Here is a 14,976-nt window from a genome sequence, read left to right as displayed (position 1 = left end):
CATAGAAAAGGATTATTTTATAGGAGAAATTATGGAAAAATATATGAACAAACCGGTGAATTGCGTATTTACCAATGAGGATATTATAAAGGAATACCAGCGATTTAATGATATTAAGAGAGTGGCATCGGCGTTTTGTCTAGATAATAAAACAGTGAGACAGATATTAAGGAAAGAAGGGGAAATATAAATAGGATAACAGAATCAATTAAATAAATGTTATGAAAAAGGAGATTAAAATGGAACATCAAAAAAATTATGAGAAAACTCAGATGCTTATTTTTCTGGGTGTGGTCTTTGCATTACCGTATATACTGGGTATTTTAATGGGGATTGGCTATACTAAGGGGCTTGATGTATCGGTTTTCCCCTCGGCTCAAATGTTTTACCCTGCTTCGGGAGCGATACTGGCCGCTTTAATCACGCACAAAGAAGATCAGCTGATTCCTAAGAGATTTTTTATTGGTTTTTTAATTCTTACTTTACTGTTATTGGTTTGTACAGTGGCAAGTATTATTGTGCCTGGAATGAATTGGAATGTCATTTCTCAATTTGTAATGGTACTTGGTTCTGTTATAGCATGGATTTTACTTCTTACTGAGAAAAAAGATAAGCGTATTGCCTATGGATTGAGAGGCGGGCGTTGGAAAATAGCTGCTTTCATTATTCTGCTATATTTAATTCTTTACTTTAGCAGAACCGCTATCATGTATATCTTAAGTGGTCAAATGCAAACCATGACTGAAATTATGCAAAAGCCTGTTACTTGGCTGATGTTATTAACATTGCCCATAAACTATTTTTTAATATTTATTGCATTTTTTGGAGAGGAGTACGGTTGGAGGTACTTTCTTCAGCCTATACTGCAAAAAAAGTTTGGAATGGTTCGCGGTGTTTTTGTTCTTGGAATTGCTTGGGGAGTGTGGCATTTACCTATTAATTTCTTTTATTATTCATCTCCTTCCGTAGGGATTATAAGCCTGGCAGGACAATTAATTACATGTGTTACATTGGGAATATTTTATGGTTGGGCTTATTTAAAAACCGATAACATATGGACGGTTGTTATTTTGCATTTTATCAACAATAATTTGATTCCGATTATTACCGGAAATTATACGGAGGATGTTCTTCAAAATCAAGACGTAACATGGAATGGTGTAATTTTATTACTGGTGGTCAACACGTTGTTGTTTGCAGGTGTTATTTTTACAAGCTATTATAGAAATAATAGCCGGAGACTTCCAACAATGGATGAACGAGTTGATCAGCATATGAAGAATTTGGAAGATCCGGAACAATGATAAGATCTAAGAACTGCCATAAAAATAGAAAAGTGGTGGAGGTAAGTTAAATATGAAAACACATAAAAAAACATTGGTTGGACTTCTTGTTTTTTTATTTATATGTATAATTGGCATTTTTCTTGTTTGGCTGAAATCCAAGTATTCAGTGAAGGAATCCCCAACTTTGCAAGGAACCTTCACATGTGAAAAGCTTCCTTTTGCGTCTATGGCGTTTGATTTAAATGATAACTATACATTTTATTACTACAATTATGATGAAAAGGATAAAGGAACCTATTCAAAAGGACCAGATAATGAACATTATATCAATGGCTCCAAATTTCATAATACCAAAATACTATATGATGGGAAAAAGCAGACGTTTACAATTATGATAGATGGAGAAACCTACCTATTCAAACAGATCAGCCGGATACCTTCTATCAATCTTGAACCAGAATAAATATAATGGATGAAACGAACCTCACATGTGATGTCATGTGAAATTGCCTCTTCACATATTATATGGAAGGATTTCTTTAGTACGGGTTTGTTGTTGGCTAAGAAGAGGGAAGAATATTGTAATCAGTTAAAAGGCATTGGAGAATAATCCAGTACCTTTTATGTGCGACAGGCAGTCGCACCAGTCTTGGCAGTACGATACTATTTTGCGTATTAGAAACAGCGGTTACGATGCAGTGCAAAAACGAACCAAGAGTTCTGAAAGCAAGAGTTCTCTGGAGTGAAAGTCTCCACTCGTGAGCACTGGTGCAAATCGAGAAGTCTAGTGCCTAAAGAATATAGAAGTCAAGTTTATTGTATTCATATAGATGGAGAGAAGAAAGACTTCGTTTGAAGTAGTTACGGAGAGCCATACCTTTTATTAATAAAGTTGATGAACATACAGGACAGATAAATTTATAGGCGAATATAAATGAACGATGAAATTATCAATTCAGTTTCAGATATTTTAATCAAATATTATTAAGAAAGAAATAAATTGACTATTTCATATCTTCATGATTGAGTCGGCCATGTATGGACAAATGTATAAATAGATTGTTGAGCAAGGATTGCCGTAGCCATGTTATTGCATGAGATTATTCAGATACATATAATTATTTGCATTATAATGTTATGAACAAGCAAGAGCGGCATATAATAGAATTAATAAGATCATTTGAGGAAAGCCATGATCATACACGTTGTTCAGCCAGGGGAAACCATCTATTCCATATCAGAGTATTACAAAATCCCTGTTGCCAGATTAATATTGGAAAATGGAATCACAAACCCCGACAATCTGGCAATAGGCCAAACCATTGTGATTGTTCAACCGGAAATAGTCTATACCGTCCAGCCTGGCGATACTTTGGAGAGTATTGCGGAGCAGCATGGTACAACGCCATTGGATTTATTAAGAAATAATCCCTATCTTTCGGATAGAGAATTTTTGTATGCCGGTGAAACTATAGTCATAAGCTATCAAACGAATAAAATAAGAACAGTTACCACTATTGGTTATGCCTTTTCTTATATAGATAAATCTGTATTAATAAAAACACTACCTTTTTTAACGTATCTGACTATATTCAATTATAGGGCTACAAATGAAGGAGAAATTATCTTCAGATACGACGACACTGAAATTGTCAATCTGGCTAAAGTTTATGGCGCTGCACCCATGATGTTTGTCTCCACTATGACAGAAGAAGGAATAATCAGCCGTGAAGTGTCCTATAATATTTTAAATAATCTTTCTGTACAGGACCGCCTTATTGAGAATGCCCTTCGCATAATGAAAGAGAAAGGCTTTTATGGTATTAACATATATGCCGAAAGTATCACCTATGACACCATAAACAGCAGTGCAGAATTTTTGAAAAGAGCCTCTGAGATATTTCACTCAGAAGGTTACAAGATACTGATTACCATAACGCCGACTACGGATATTGAAACCTCTAATATTAGTTTTGAAAGAATAGACTATTCAATATTATCTGAATTTGTTGATGGAATCATATTTTCTTCCTATGACTGGGCAAGGTCTTACAGCTATCCAAACGCAATTTTTCCGGTTAATATCTTAAGAGAGATGTTAGATTACTGGGTTAGTATTATTCCCCCTGAAAAAATCTTTCTGGGAGTTACTGCTCTGGGTTATGATTGGACACTTCCATATGTTCCCGGTGCGTCGGACGCTACTGTAATAACTTATAACAGTGCGGTACAAATTGCAGCGGATAACGGTATACCAATACAATTTAGTGAAATAGCACAGTCGCCCTATTTCTATTATATGGATAGTGATGGGAATCTGCATGTAGTATGGACGAAAGATGCAAGAAGTTTTGACGCACGAGCCAGGCTGGTAGTAGAATATAATCTCCAGGGATTATCTCTTTGGACCATTATGAGGTTTGATGCCCAAATGTGGTTTGTTATTAATACTCAATACTACATAGAGAAGCTTATTGGTAATGGCTAAGCGATTTGATTGAAGATTTATTTGATCTTAAATTGCCTCCAATTAATGGAGTGATACTCTGACCGATACGATTGAGATAAAAGAACTGTTTCAATATAAAAAGCCGTTAAAGGCCTTAAAATAAAGGGCTTTACGGCTTTTTATTTATGTAAAATTGTACGATAATATTATCAGTGCATGTGAAGACGATACGGCAATTATTTTTACGAATACGTATACTATACTAAATATGGCATTTATGCTGCATTTCAAGCTGCATAGATTCAAAGTGCTGATTTTATTTTGTGGTAATAATGACAGATTGAGGCATAGTGACGCCAGCAGTCCCAATGCGTCAATAGTAATGGCGCATCAAAAAATTATTTGCCAGCATCTTTGGAATTTGCAGTTAAAATCTCTTCTCCGCTATCAGCATTGACGAACTTTACTGAAATATTGTCAGCGGCTGTACCGTTGAATATATTATACATGCCTCCGTACATGTAGAAGCCTAATATGGAAAAACGGTCCGCCATATTTAATTCAGTAGATTTCGTGGATATCTCAAATTCGGTAAAATTTTCATTAGCCGTTACATCTGTAAAATCTGGATAATCTTCAGAACCGATCATTTCAGAGATTGATGAGTTAATGTTATCTTTCAGTTCATTCATCATCTTTTTATGCTGTTTCTTAGTTAAGATATATGTAGCACTTCCATCGCCATTTAAAGTGATAGATTTATAACCTTTTTCTTTGCATAATTCGTTAAGATCATCTTGCGTCTGTTTTCCAATAAATTTAGCAGGAATATTTAATTCAACATCCGCATTTCCAATAGCGTCTAAGTCGTTTTTTGTTTCAGCGTTTGTATTAGATTCTTTTATTGAAATCTCAGCGCTGACGGTTTCAGATATAGCAGAAGCAGAATCTGTATTTTTGCCGCAGCTAGTTAATAGAATTAATGTGGAGAAAATAATTGATGCTGTCAATAAGTTTAATTTTTTCATATCTATTGATTCCTTTTCTTTTTTATAATTTTTATTAAAATGCCATCGTCTGTTTTAATTTCAGGTCAATCGGCGTTGGTAGTACCATATTTGTTTGCTTCGATCGATTACTGCTTATGTGGGCCTGGTGATACCGCATATACACCTTTCAACAGAGCCGTCATTTATCCTTTTGCAATTGGGACATTGGCTCTGTTTTACCGGGGTGTTCCAACAATTTAAATATTTTATCCTGGTTTTCCAATATTTCGGAGAAGGCATACAATATCGCCCAAAGAGTTATAACACTAAGCAATGTTGAGACAAGGATAGCAAAGGTTGCAGTTCCATCCCGTTCCAATTTTAAAGTGTGGAAATTTAGCTTCATACCAAGTGTGTACGATAGAAAAATGCTTCCAATGATTCCTAATACTAATTCCACATACGCCAGAATTTTACATAAGATTTTCATACTTCTTTCCCTCCCAAGTGCATTATTTTATTAAAAAGCCAAAGGCTATTTTAATCCAATATAAAGTTCCTGCATTCCTGTACTTTCTGTTATCTATAAGCATCGAATGGTCTGAATAGTAACAATCTGTTTCATTAACGAGTCTCTAATGATTATACAGCAATTCTGAGATTTTGAAAGTCAAAAAGTACAAAGTTATTGAATTTGGCTGTTAATAGTATAGAAAAACTGAGTAAAGATGCGAGTATACAGAATATATGCAAAAGAAAGGCAATCAATTGAAGGTCAATAAAAAACCCTGCCTGAACACTACGAAAAGGTGGAAGAAGAATATCCAAGAGCAGATTCAGTCAGAACAGTTCAAGCTGGTAAAAGGGAGGCGGAAGGCGCAGGATATAACCATGGCTGGTCTGAAGAAAATGCTGTTTTCAACAGATGAGGCAACTCTGGGCCCATAAAAGCATTAATAAAATAACGATTCACTTTCTATATGTGGTCATGTATAATAAAGAAACATGGACAAAGATAAAAATATATGACGAAATAAGTTATGTAAGGAGATAAAGATATGCCACCAATACAGTTGTTGATTAAGCCAGCCTCCGGAAGCTGTAATTTAAGATGCAAATATTGTTTTTATCATGACGAGATGCAGAAACGGGAGCGGCAAAATTACGGATTTATGTCTTTAGAGACCTTGGAGGAGATCGTTAAGAAGACACTGGCTTATACTGAGCGGCAGTGTGAGTTTATCTTCCAGGGAGGGGAACCCACTTTGGTGGGCCTTGACTTTTATAAAAAGCTGCTGGAATTTGAGAGTAAGCATAACATACGTAATGTAAAGATTATGAATTCTATTCAGACCAATGGATACCAGCTGGGCGAAGAATGGGCAGAGTTTTTTGCTGCAAATAATTTCCTGGTAGGTGTATCCCTGGATGGGATTAAATATACCCATGATGCCTATAGGGAGAATTCTGCGGGTGAAGGTTCCTTTGGCGAAATTATGAAGACCCTTAAGCTGTTTGATAAAAAAGGGGTGGATTATAATATCCTGACGGTTGTAAACCGAAGAACAGCGGAGCGGATTCCGCGAATTTATGAATTTTATAAGAAAAATAACTGGAAATATCAGCAGTATATCGCTTGTCTTGATCCATTTGGAGAGCCAAAGGGAAGCCGGGAGTATTCTCTGACGCCGGAGGTCTACGGGGAGTTTCTTGTAAAGCTGTTCGATCTTTGGTATCTGGATCTTATGAAAGGAGAACAGCCATACATTCGCCAGTTTGAAAATTATATCAGCCTTTTGATGGGATACCCGCCGGAGGCATGTGATATGAAGGGGTGCTGCAGCATCCAGCATGTAGTAGAAGCAGATGGATCTGTTTATCCTTGTGATTTCTATGTGATGGATGAGTATAAAATCGGAAATTTCCTGGATAATTCTATTGAGGATATGGGAAACAGGGGATTGGAGAGTGGATTTGTAGAGGCTTCCCTAAATAAACCAGAAGAGTGCAAAACCTGCAACTATGCATATCTATGCCGGGGCGGATGCCGCAGGAACCGCCAGATCGATGAGGGAGGCCAACTTGGCCAGAATTATTTCTGTTCATCTTATAAGTATTTTTTTGAGAAAACCCGTTCAAGGATGGAAGAGATTGCCAGACAGCTGATGCAGTCAGAACTGAGGAAGAGGTAATACCAGGATGACAGTTTTTCCATGGGAGTAGAGTATGAAACTGAACTTTATGAAACTGAGTTACATGAAACGGTTCTTTTTGAAAATGTTTGCAGCAGTAATCATATTAATAGGGATTCTTGTGTTTGCTATTACAGGTTTCTCGAAAAAGGTTGTTGGAAAAGAGATCATTAGTCTTCATCAGTCTATTTTAAGTCAATCCATTATACAGCCGGCCTCTACGATCCGAAGTTTAAGGGGAAGCCTGGAGAAAATCACTGAGAATGCCGGGGTCATGGAATGGCTTATGGAGGAAACCGAGGGAAGCGGGAAAATTGAAATGCTTATTCGGGATGAGATTTACGGGAACTATAAAAGAGGTAATAAGTTCCGAATTTATATCTATGATCTGGAAAAGCTTAGATATGCCAGTGATTTCCCGGAGATTTCCTGGGAAGAGGCCCAGCCATCCATTAAGCAGGCAGAGAAGCTTAGAAACTCTGGAGTAAAGGAAGACATTTATCTGGAAGGTTTGATCCGCAGCGATAAGGAGGACGGGCTTTACCGTCATAGTTTCTATATGGTACGGCCTGTTCAGGATCTTTTAAGCGGAACAGTGCGGGGATATGTGCTGATTCAGTTCAGCGAGGTGATACTATATGATATGTATCAGGAGCTGATTGAACCAGACAGGGATTACTGTATTGTAGACGGGAATGGCATTGTGATTTCTGCAAAGAATAAGAGGGATATTGGAGCTCCTTACAGTAAAAATGATATTATAATATCAGATGAAGAATTTCAAAAAGTAGGCTACGGCATATCAGACGCATATCCGGATAACGTTTATTTTTATGGAATGATATCAGGAACCAATTGGTATCTGCTGGAAAATGCGGATTTGCGCCATATATTCGCACCGCTTGACAGAACCGCATGGTTTGCGGGAATTCTTGTGGTGGTATTTGCAGTCTGTTTCCTGCCGTCTATCTTTCTGGCTCTGCAGACGATCTTAAAACCTATTGATATTATTAAGAACAAGATGAATCAGGTTGCTCAAGGAGAATTTAAGGCGAGGATTAGTCAGAAGGAAAAAGGGAAGGGTGAGCTATCGGAGATTGCGGATTCCTTCAACTATATGGTAGGAAAGTTAGAGAGTCAGGTGGAAGAGATACGCACGATAGAGCGGAAGAGGCATTTACTTCATCTGGATTTCCTACAGACACAGATAAATCCTCATTTTATCTATAACACCCTAAGCTCCATACGATTTTATGTAGAGATGGGGAAAAATGAAGAAGCTGAGAAAATGCTGATTGATTTTTCAAAGATTCTTAGAAAGACCCTTTCAAGCTCAGAAAAATTCATTAGTTTAAAAGAGGAATGTGAAACGCTTGAATATTATATAGAGCTTCAGAAAGCCCGGTACAGGGACCGTTTTGAAGTGAAATTTAACATGGAAGAGAACACACTTCCTTGTATTGTACCTGATTTTATTATGCAGCCCATTGTGGAAAATGCCATTTTTTACAGCTTAAAGGAGAAGCAGGTCTGCCATATTCTTATCAGCAGCTATATCAGGGATAGAAAACTTTTTATCAGCGTAAAGGATGATGGAGTGGGGATGGATGAGAATATCATAAGCAGCGTTCTGGAGAAGGGAATGAATATGAACAAAGTTGGGCTTCGCAATGTAAATGACAGGCTTCGCCTAAACTTTGGAGAGTCCTACGGTATACGAATTATGAGCGAAAAGGGCAAAGGCACTGAGGTTATAATGGAGATGCCGGAAACAAATGAAAGGAAACGGTTGGGGTGAAAATACTGATAGCAGACGATGAGACACCAATACGAGAATGGATTCAGTTCAGCATTGAGCGGGGGAATAATCCGGATTTTGAGATTGCAGGCGTAGCTGAAAACGGCAATGAGGCTTTCGAACTGGCTGTAAAGTATCAGGTTGATACGGTGATTACAGACATTAAAATGCCAGGAATGGACGGCTTGATGCTGATGAAAAAACTTCTGGAAGAAATACCATATGTCTCTTTTATTATACTGACAAACTATGCGGAATTCTCTTACGCAAGGGAAGCTATCACTTATGGTGCCAGGAAATATTTTCTTAAGTCAGAGCTTCGGGGACAGGATATTCTGGAGGCTCTTATGGAAATCCACGAAAGTAATGAAAGGCTGCTTATAGGAAAAAAAGAGGATTGTTATTTCAGCGGTTATTTGGATATTTATACCTGCTGCTGCAATATGGAGGAGGCTGAATTTGTAGGGGGATTCTGGAAAAAGCATCAATTCAGGGAAAATGAAATGTTTTGCGTGGCAGCCTTTAAAAGCACGGAAAGCTGGGATCAGAAAGGTTTTTTAGATGACTTCATCAAAAAACAAAAAATCCATATTCTTCGCCCTGTTCTTCGAAAAGAGAGCATTTATCTCATTATGCAGTCTGAAGATGAAAGGAAACTTGAGGAAAGTCTGGCGGCGTTTTATGAAACCTGGAGTGCAAATGGAGGAGGAGTTCTTGTTGCCGGACCTTCGGCATGGGGAATTGAACAAATAATGCCGGAGATTGACAGGACAGAGCGAATGCTTCAGTATGAATTTTTCTATAATAAGGGCTGCTTTCGGATAAACGATGACAGGCTGATGGCGCCGCTTGACCGCGAAAAAATACGAAAAGAGTATCAAAGAATATTAAATAGACTTCTGCATGATGAGGAAGATAAAGTCAGTAAGGACATTATTATATGGTTTGAATATTTCAAAGAAGTATGCTTGCAGGATACAGAGTGGGCGAAAGAAATATGCATTAAATTCGTGATAAGATTAGAAGAGAAATGTGCGGAGCATTTTACGGACTATCAGGAGGAGCACAAGGTTACAAGACTTCAGACGGCAGGGTTGTGCAGAGACATCTGTATAAAGCTTATAAGTCTGCTTTATTCCGGGAATAAGTTCAGTTATTCCCAGAGTATACGGGAGACAGTTCAATATATCCATCAAAATTACGCCAACCAGGATCTGTCGTTAAAGGTGGTGGCCCAGGCAATTTGCCGTTCTCCTGAATACTTAAGCCGCCTTTTTAAATCAGAGACAGGCCAGAATTTCAGCAACTATCTTATGCTTTATCGTTTAGAGCGGGCCAGATCGCTTCTGTTAAATACAGATATGAAGATATATGAGATAGCCTATGCAGTGGGATATACCACACCAAGCTACTTCTCAAAGGTCTATCATGAGTATATGGGAATAACTCCGGAATTGGCCAGAGGTCAAAAAATTGATAGAAAGTCATAAAATTAATAGAGGATAAAGCTGTGAAACTGTATGAAGTTAAAATACTTCAAGATAAAGTTCACAGCTTTTATTTATTTTTCTTTTTAAAATTGTACAATATAGATATGAAAAAAATACTCATAAAGAATTGCATAGGAACAATTGGAAGGAGAGCAAAGATGAAATTGAGAAGGTTGGCAGCAATATGTTTAATAGCGGCAATGACAGTTTCTGCGACAGGATGCGGCGCATCTAAAAGCAAGGGGGAAAGTGAGGCTGGCACATCAGTTGGGAAAGAAGAAGCAGAAAGTACATCAGCCGAGGGTACCGAAGGGGCATCAGGAGATACCGTTAAGGTAGGAGTCATATTTGGTACCGGTGGTCTGGGAGATAAAAACTTTAATGACATGACATATGCGGGAGTTACCAGAGCTCAGGAAGAACTGGGAATCAAGTTTGACTATGTTGAACCTAATTCTATCAGCGATTTTGTTCCCTTTGGAAGGCAGTTTGCGGAGACAGGAGAATATGATCTGCTGATAGCCGTAGGGGCAGACCAGGAAGAGGCCATGCAGGAAATAGCAGAAGAATTCCCGGAACAGAAGATATCGATTCTTGACAGTGCGGCAAAGATTGAGGGCGTCAGCACGATTCAGACCGAGTGGAGTGAGCAGACCTTCTTAGCAGGTGTGATCGCAGGACTTGGAACACTGAGCGATATGGAGAAAGCAAATAAAGATAATGTTATAGGTGTCATACTGGGAGATGACCTTCCGAATCTGAGAGAAGGCGTAATAGGATTTACAGCAGGAGCAAGATATGTCAATCCGGATGTACAGGTACTGGAGGGAGTTGTAGGAGCGTTCAATGATCCAGGTAAGGGCAAGGAAATAGGTCTTTCCATGTACAACAAAGGTGCAGACTTCATCCAGTGTATTGCAGGCGCTTCCGGTTTGGGGGTATTTGGTGCTGCCAAGGAAGCAGATAGATATGCATTCGGTGTAGGCTCTAATCAGAACCTGGAGGATCCGGATCATGTGGTGGCCTCTTCCGTAAGAAGCGTAGACTGGATGGTTTATAACGAAATTGAAAAAGTAATATACGGAAACTGGGAACCAGGACTGCATATGAGTGGGATCAAGGAAAGCGCCGTGGGATATGATACGGAGGGTTCCAATGTAAAACTGCCTGAGGAGATCAAAGCAACAGTAGAGGATATAAGGGAAATGCTGGTTGCAGAAAAACTGGCGCCATGTAAGACGGCAGAAGAGTTGGATGCCTGGGTTGCCAAGAATCAGTACACCAAATAAAACGAGTCTGATTGGAGTGTAAATGTGATGTATGCAGTTGAGATGAAAAATATCACAAAGCAGTATCCTCTGGTCCGTGCTCTCAACCATGTAGACTTTTCTCTGGAACAGGGGGAGATTGTATCGCTGTTGGGAGAAAACGGAGCTGGGAAATCAACTCTCATGAAGGTTTTGTATGGAATCTGCAGGCCAGATGAGGGGGAGATATGGATTGGCGGAAAGCCAATGAATATAAGGTCTCCCAAGCAGGCGATTGATATGGGAATAGGCATGGTGCACCAGCATTTTATGCTGACTCCTGTATTAAGCGTAACCGAAAATATCGTAGTGGGCTGTGAACCGGCAAAGGGAATCTTTTTTGACAAGAATCAGGCAGAGGAAAATGTCCAGGAGATGATCGACCGTTATGGCTTTCATATATCTGCTTCGCAAAAGGTAAAGGAGCTTTCTGTAGGAGAGCAGCAGAAGGTTGAGATTTTAAAAGCTATTTATAGAGGTGCCAGGATTCTGATTCTTGATGAGCCCACTGCTGTCCTGATTCCTCAGGAGGTAGAAGAACTGTTCCGGATCTTAAGAGAACTGAAAAAGAATGGGACAAGCATTGTAATTATCACGCATAAGCTGAAAGAAACTCTTGAGATAGCAGACCGTGTCAGCGTTCTTAGGGATGGAAGGCTGATCCAGTCCAATGTTCCCGTAGAAGGCGTAACCTCCGACAGCCTTGCACAAATGATGGTAGGCAGAGAAGTGGCTTTAGGCATACGGAGAAGGAGCAGCTGTGTGGGTGAGACAAAACTATTCGTAAAAAACATCACTTTAAAAGACAAAGACAGAATCGTTTTAAATAAAGTTCAGTTTGAGCTTAAGAAAGGAGAAATCCTGGGGATTGCCGGAATTGAGGGCAATGGACAGACGGAACTGATTGAATGTCTGACCGGTATTTGCCAGCCGGATGTTTTGGATATGGTAAAGGACGGGCAGAAGGTAACGGGTAGCCCAAGGGATTTTATCGGACAGGGAATCGGACATATTCCGGAGGATCGAATGACCAGAGGACTGGTACTGGAGCTTTCTATTCTGGAAAATATGATTCTGGGCTATCAGAAACGCTTTCAAAACAGGGGAATCCTGGACAGGAAGAGGATTAAGGTTTTTTCTGACAGGCTTTTACAGGAATTTCAGGTAAAAGCGCCCAATACATCTGTCAAGTGTAATGCCCTCTCCGGAGGAAATCAGCAGAAAATCGTTATTGCCAGGGTGTTCAGTGAGGATCCGGATGTCATTATAGTAGCGCAGCCTACCAGGGGAGTGGATATCGGAGCTATTGAGTATATCCATGAGCGCCTATTGGAACTAAGGGATGAAGGAAAAGCAATCCTGCTGATATCCGCTGATTTAGATGAGGTGAAGAATCTAAGCGACAGACTTTTAGTGATGTATAACGGTGAACTCGTTGTGGAAGGAGTCCCGGAAGAGTTTGATGATATGCAGCTGGGACTTTTAATGACAGGAGCAGCAGGAAAAAGGGGACAGAGGACATGAATGTAAAAAAGGCGGAATTAAATATAAAGCAGATTCTGGAAAAGAATATGTCTGCTGTTGCCTTAATTTTGGCTCTGGTATTGGGCGGATTAATTATGCTGATTTGTGGATACAACCCTGTTGAAGCGTATACATCCATATTAAAGGGGGCATTTATTGGGAAAAAGGCTGTTTGTCAAACACTTGTACAGGCCACTCCCTTGATCTTTGCAGGCCTGGCGTATACGGTAGCCAAGAGAGCGAATCTGATTAATCTGGGCATTGAAGGTCAGCTTTATATGGGAGCGTTGGGAACTTCCGTTGTAGCATTGATGCCTCTTAGGCTTCCGGAAGTGGTATGGATTCCTTTGGCTCTTATGGCAGGTGTGCTGTTGGGTGGCCTCTATGCGGGACTTGTTGGATTTATGAAGGTTAAATTCGGTTCCAATGAAGTTATAGCCACCATGATGCTTAACACCATAGCTGTTAATTTTGTGGCTTATATGGTCAACTACCCGCTGAAAGAACAGGGGAAATCCATGGCTCAGACTGCAAAGTTTACAGAAGAAGTATGGATACCGAAGCTGTTAGAGAAAACTCAGCTTACAGCAGCAATTATCATTGCCGTGATAGCCTGTATCCTCGTAAAGCTTCTCTTTGACAGAACGGTAATCGGCTATGAGATTAAATGTGTAGGGTTTAACCTAAAGGCATCGGAAACTGCCGGGATCAGGATTGGAAGAATTATGGTAATTGCCATGCTGCTCAGCGGCGGAATTGCCGGACTTTTAGGGGGAAGCCATGTTCTGGGGGTAGATCACAGGCTGATTGCAGATTTTTCTTCTGGATATGGATTTGATGGAATCGCGGTTGCAGCCCTTGCGGCAGATAATCCTGTAGGTGTGATTCTTTCCGGCATTATCTTTGGTGCTTTGAGGGCGGGCTGTATGGTACTCAACCGTACCACCGGCATTCCCACTGAGTTTATCGATGTCATTCAGGCGCTTATCATCCTGTTTGTGGCCGCTCCTCTTCTTGTGAAGGAAATTCTTAGGATAAAAAATGCAGGCAGAGGGAAAGGAGGAAAAAGGGGATGAATCAGCTTTTATCAATTGTTACGTCAACTCTCAGCATGTCGGTACCGCTGATTCTGGCCGCACTGGGCGGTGTTATCTCTGTTAGAAGCGGTGTCATGGCTCTGGGGCTGGAGAGCATGATGACTATGGGGGCATTTTGCGCAGTGCTGGGCTCCTACTATTCAGGCAATATCTATGTTGCTGTACTGGCAGGCATGGCAGGCGGTGCTCTGTTAGGACTATGCCATGCTGTTTTAAGTGTGCGCTATAAGGTGAACCAGGTCATCAGCGGCATAGGACTTAATCTTCTGGCAGTGGCAGAGACAACTCTATTGATGCAGCTTCTTTGGGATAACAAAGGGTCATCTCCTCAGGTATCGTCTATCAATGCCAGTGTATATACATCACCCATTACATACATCATGCTGTCGGCAGTTTTCCTGGAGTATATCTTCCTGTTTCGGACTCGCTTTGGCTTACGGCTTCGCATGGTGGGTGAGAATCCTAAGGCGGCAGCTACTGTGGGACTTCCAGTCCATAAAATAAAATATATCGGCGTGGTAGCCTGCGGAATTATGGCTGGGCTTGGGGGAGCATATCTTTCCATTGACCAGCTGAATATGTATGTGAGGGATATGTCGGCAGGAAGAGGATATATTGCTGTGGCGATTATGATTCTTGCAAAATACAATCCTGTAATGGTTCTGTTCTGTGCGCTGATTTTTGGATTTTGTGATGCATTACAGATTAATTTTCAGGGGTATGGCGTACCGCCTCAGATCATGGCTATGATTCCTTACATGGTGACACTGTTCGTTCTGGCTTTCGGTGTCCGTCATATAACTCCGCCTGCAGGCGTTGGAATGCATGATGATGAATAACGCAT

General features: G+C 40.1%; 13 protein-coding genes. 11 read left to right on the top strand and 2 right to left on the bottom strand.

What is annotated here, in order from left to right; all coding sequences use genetic code 11:
• Window positions 1-31 precede the first annotated feature (31 nt).
• From ABFV83_RS09040 to ABFV83_RS09025, 4 genes are all read left to right on the top strand, one after another.
• Window positions 32-190, top strand: coding sequence for a hypothetical protein (locus tag ABFV83_RS09040; protein ID WP_349948547.1), 159 nt, complete (start codon window positions 32-34; stop codon window positions 188-190).
• A 49-nt stretch (window positions 191-239) separates the two neighbouring features.
• Complete coding sequence (locus ABFV83_RS09035; protein ID WP_349948546.1) at window positions 240-1,304, top strand: type II CAAX endopeptidase family protein; 1,065 nt, start codon at window positions 240-242, stop codon at window positions 1,302-1,304.
• 52 nt (window positions 1,305-1,356) lie between these two features.
• Window positions 1,357-1,749 carry a hypothetical protein gene (locus ABFV83_RS09030; RefSeq protein WP_349948545.1) on the top strand — a complete coding sequence of 131 codons (393 nt, stop codon included), beginning with the start codon at window positions 1,357-1,359 and terminating at the stop codon, window positions 1,747-1,749.
• A 729-nt stretch (window positions 1,750-2,478) separates the two neighbouring features.
• Window positions 2,479-3,774 carry a LysM peptidoglycan-binding domain-containing protein gene (locus ABFV83_RS09025; protein ID WP_349948544.1) on the top strand — a complete coding sequence of 432 codons (1,296 nt, stop codon included), beginning with the start codon at window positions 2,479-2,481 and terminating at the stop codon, window positions 3,772-3,774.
• Between the two features lie 359 nt (window positions 3,775-4,133).
• Here the strand turns inward: ABFV83_RS09025 and ABFV83_RS09020 are convergent, their stop codons facing one another.
• Both ABFV83_RS09020 and ABFV83_RS09015 read right to left on the bottom strand, forming a co-directional pair.
• The gene (locus ABFV83_RS09020; protein WP_349948543.1) at window positions 4,134-4,763 is read right to left on the bottom strand and encodes a hypothetical protein; all 630 of its coding nucleotides are present in this window, start codon (window positions 4,761-4,763) and stop codon (window positions 4,134-4,136) included.
• A gap of 160 nt (window positions 4,764-4,923) precedes the next feature.
• Window positions 4,924-5,214 carry a hypothetical protein gene (locus ABFV83_RS09015; protein ID WP_349948542.1) on the bottom strand — a complete coding sequence of 97 codons (291 nt, stop codon included), beginning with the start codon at window positions 5,212-5,214 and terminating at the stop codon, window positions 4,924-4,926.
• A gap of 568 nt (window positions 5,215-5,782) precedes the next feature.
• On the opposite strand from ABFV83_RS09015, the gene ABFV83_RS09010 reads away from it, so the two are divergent.
• The 7 genes from ABFV83_RS09010 (at window position 5,783) to ABFV83_RS08980 (ending at window position 14,971) form a co-directional block, all read left to right on the top strand.
• Entirely contained in the window at window positions 5,783-6,916 is a 1,134-nt protein-coding gene (locus ABFV83_RS09010; RefSeq protein WP_349948541.1) for an anaerobic sulfatase maturase, read from the top strand.
• A gap of 34 nt (window positions 6,917-6,950) precedes the next feature.
• On the top strand, window positions 6,951-8,714 hold the full coding sequence (locus ABFV83_RS09005) for a sensor histidine kinase (protein ID WP_349948540.1): 1,764 nt from the start codon (window positions 6,951-6,953) through the stop codon (window positions 8,712-8,714).
• Window positions 8,711-10,204: a helix-turn-helix domain-containing protein gene (locus tag ABFV83_RS09000; protein WP_349948539.1), complete on the top strand. Its 1,494-nt coding sequence runs from the start codon at window positions 8,711-8,713 to the stop codon at window positions 10,202-10,204. The genes ABFV83_RS09005 and ABFV83_RS09000 overlap by 4 nt, the downstream gene beginning before the upstream one ends.
• Before the next feature lie 158 nt (window positions 10,205-10,362).
• Window positions 10,363-11,493 carry a BMP family ABC transporter substrate-binding protein gene (locus ABFV83_RS08995; RefSeq protein ID WP_349948538.1) on the top strand — a complete coding sequence of 377 codons (1,131 nt, stop codon included), beginning with the start codon at window positions 10,363-10,365 and terminating at the stop codon, window positions 11,491-11,493.
• Between the two features lie 27 nt (window positions 11,494-11,520).
• Window positions 11,521-13,035, top strand: a complete 1,515-nt coding sequence (locus tag ABFV83_RS08990; RefSeq protein WP_349948901.1) for an ABC transporter ATP-binding protein — start codon at window positions 11,521-11,523, stop codon at window positions 13,033-13,035.
• Window positions 13,032-14,111: an ABC transporter permease gene (locus ABFV83_RS08985; protein WP_349948537.1), complete on the top strand. Its 1,080-nt coding sequence runs from the start codon at window positions 13,032-13,034 to the stop codon at window positions 14,109-14,111. Before ABFV83_RS08990 ends, ABFV83_RS08985 begins: the two co-directional genes overlap by 4 nt.
• Window positions 14,108-14,971 carry an ABC transporter permease gene (locus tag ABFV83_RS08980; RefSeq protein WP_349948536.1) on the top strand — a complete coding sequence of 288 codons (864 nt, stop codon included), beginning with the start codon at window positions 14,108-14,110 and terminating at the stop codon, window positions 14,969-14,971. Before ABFV83_RS08985 ends, ABFV83_RS08980 begins: the two co-directional genes overlap by 4 nt.
• Window positions 14,972-14,976 lie beyond the last annotated feature (5 nt).

Source organism: Lacrimispora sp. BS-2 (assembly GCF_040207125.1).
Lineage (GTDB): Bacteria > Bacillota > Clostridia > Lachnospirales > Lachnospiraceae > Lacrimispora.
This window is presented reverse-complemented; position numbering and strand designations above follow the sequence as displayed.

Excerpts from the sequence above, each read along its gene's own strand:
- ABFV83_RS09030 (WP_349948545.1), top strand. The coding sequence starts at position 1,357 with ATGAAAACACATAAAAAAACATTGGTTGGACTTCTTGTTTTTTTATTT.
- ABFV83_RS08985 (WP_349948537.1), top strand. The coding sequence starts at position 13,032 with ATGAATGTAAAAAAGGCGGAATTAAATATAAAGCAGATTCTGGAAAAG.
- ABFV83_RS09005 (WP_349948540.1), top strand. The coding sequence starts at position 6,951 with ATGAAACTGAACTTTATGAAACTGAGTTACATGAAACGGTTCTTTTTG.
- ABFV83_RS09010 (WP_349948541.1), top strand. The coding sequence starts at position 5,783 with ATGCCACCAATACAGTTGTTGATTAAGCCAGCCTCCGGAAGCTGTAAT.
- ABFV83_RS08980 (WP_349948536.1), top strand. The coding sequence starts at position 14,108 with ATGAATCAGCTTTTATCAATTGTTACGTCAACTCTCAGCATGTCGGTA.
- ABFV83_RS08995 (WP_349948538.1), top strand. The coding sequence starts at position 10,363 with ATGAAATTGAGAAGGTTGGCAGCAATATGTTTAATAGCGGCAATGACA.
- ABFV83_RS09015 (WP_349948542.1), bottom strand. The coding sequence starts at position 5,214 with ATGAAAATCTTATGTAAAATTCTGGCGTATGTGGAATTAGTATTAGGA.
- ABFV83_RS09020 (WP_349948543.1), bottom strand. The coding sequence starts at position 4,763 with ATGAAAAAATTAAACTTATTGACAGCATCAATTATTTTCTCCACATTA.
- ABFV83_RS09040 (WP_349948547.1), top strand. The coding sequence starts at position 32 with ATGGAAAAATATATGAACAAACCGGTGAATTGCGTATTTACCAATGAG.
- ABFV83_RS08990 (WP_349948901.1), top strand. The coding sequence starts at position 11,521 with ATGTATGCAGTTGAGATGAAAAATATCACAAAGCAGTATCCTCTGGTC.
- ABFV83_RS09035 (WP_349948546.1), top strand. The coding sequence starts at position 240 with ATGGAACATCAAAAAAATTATGAGAAAACTCAGATGCTTATTTTTCTG.
- ABFV83_RS09025 (WP_349948544.1), top strand. The coding sequence starts at position 2,479 with ATGATCATACACGTTGTTCAGCCAGGGGAAACCATCTATTCCATATCA.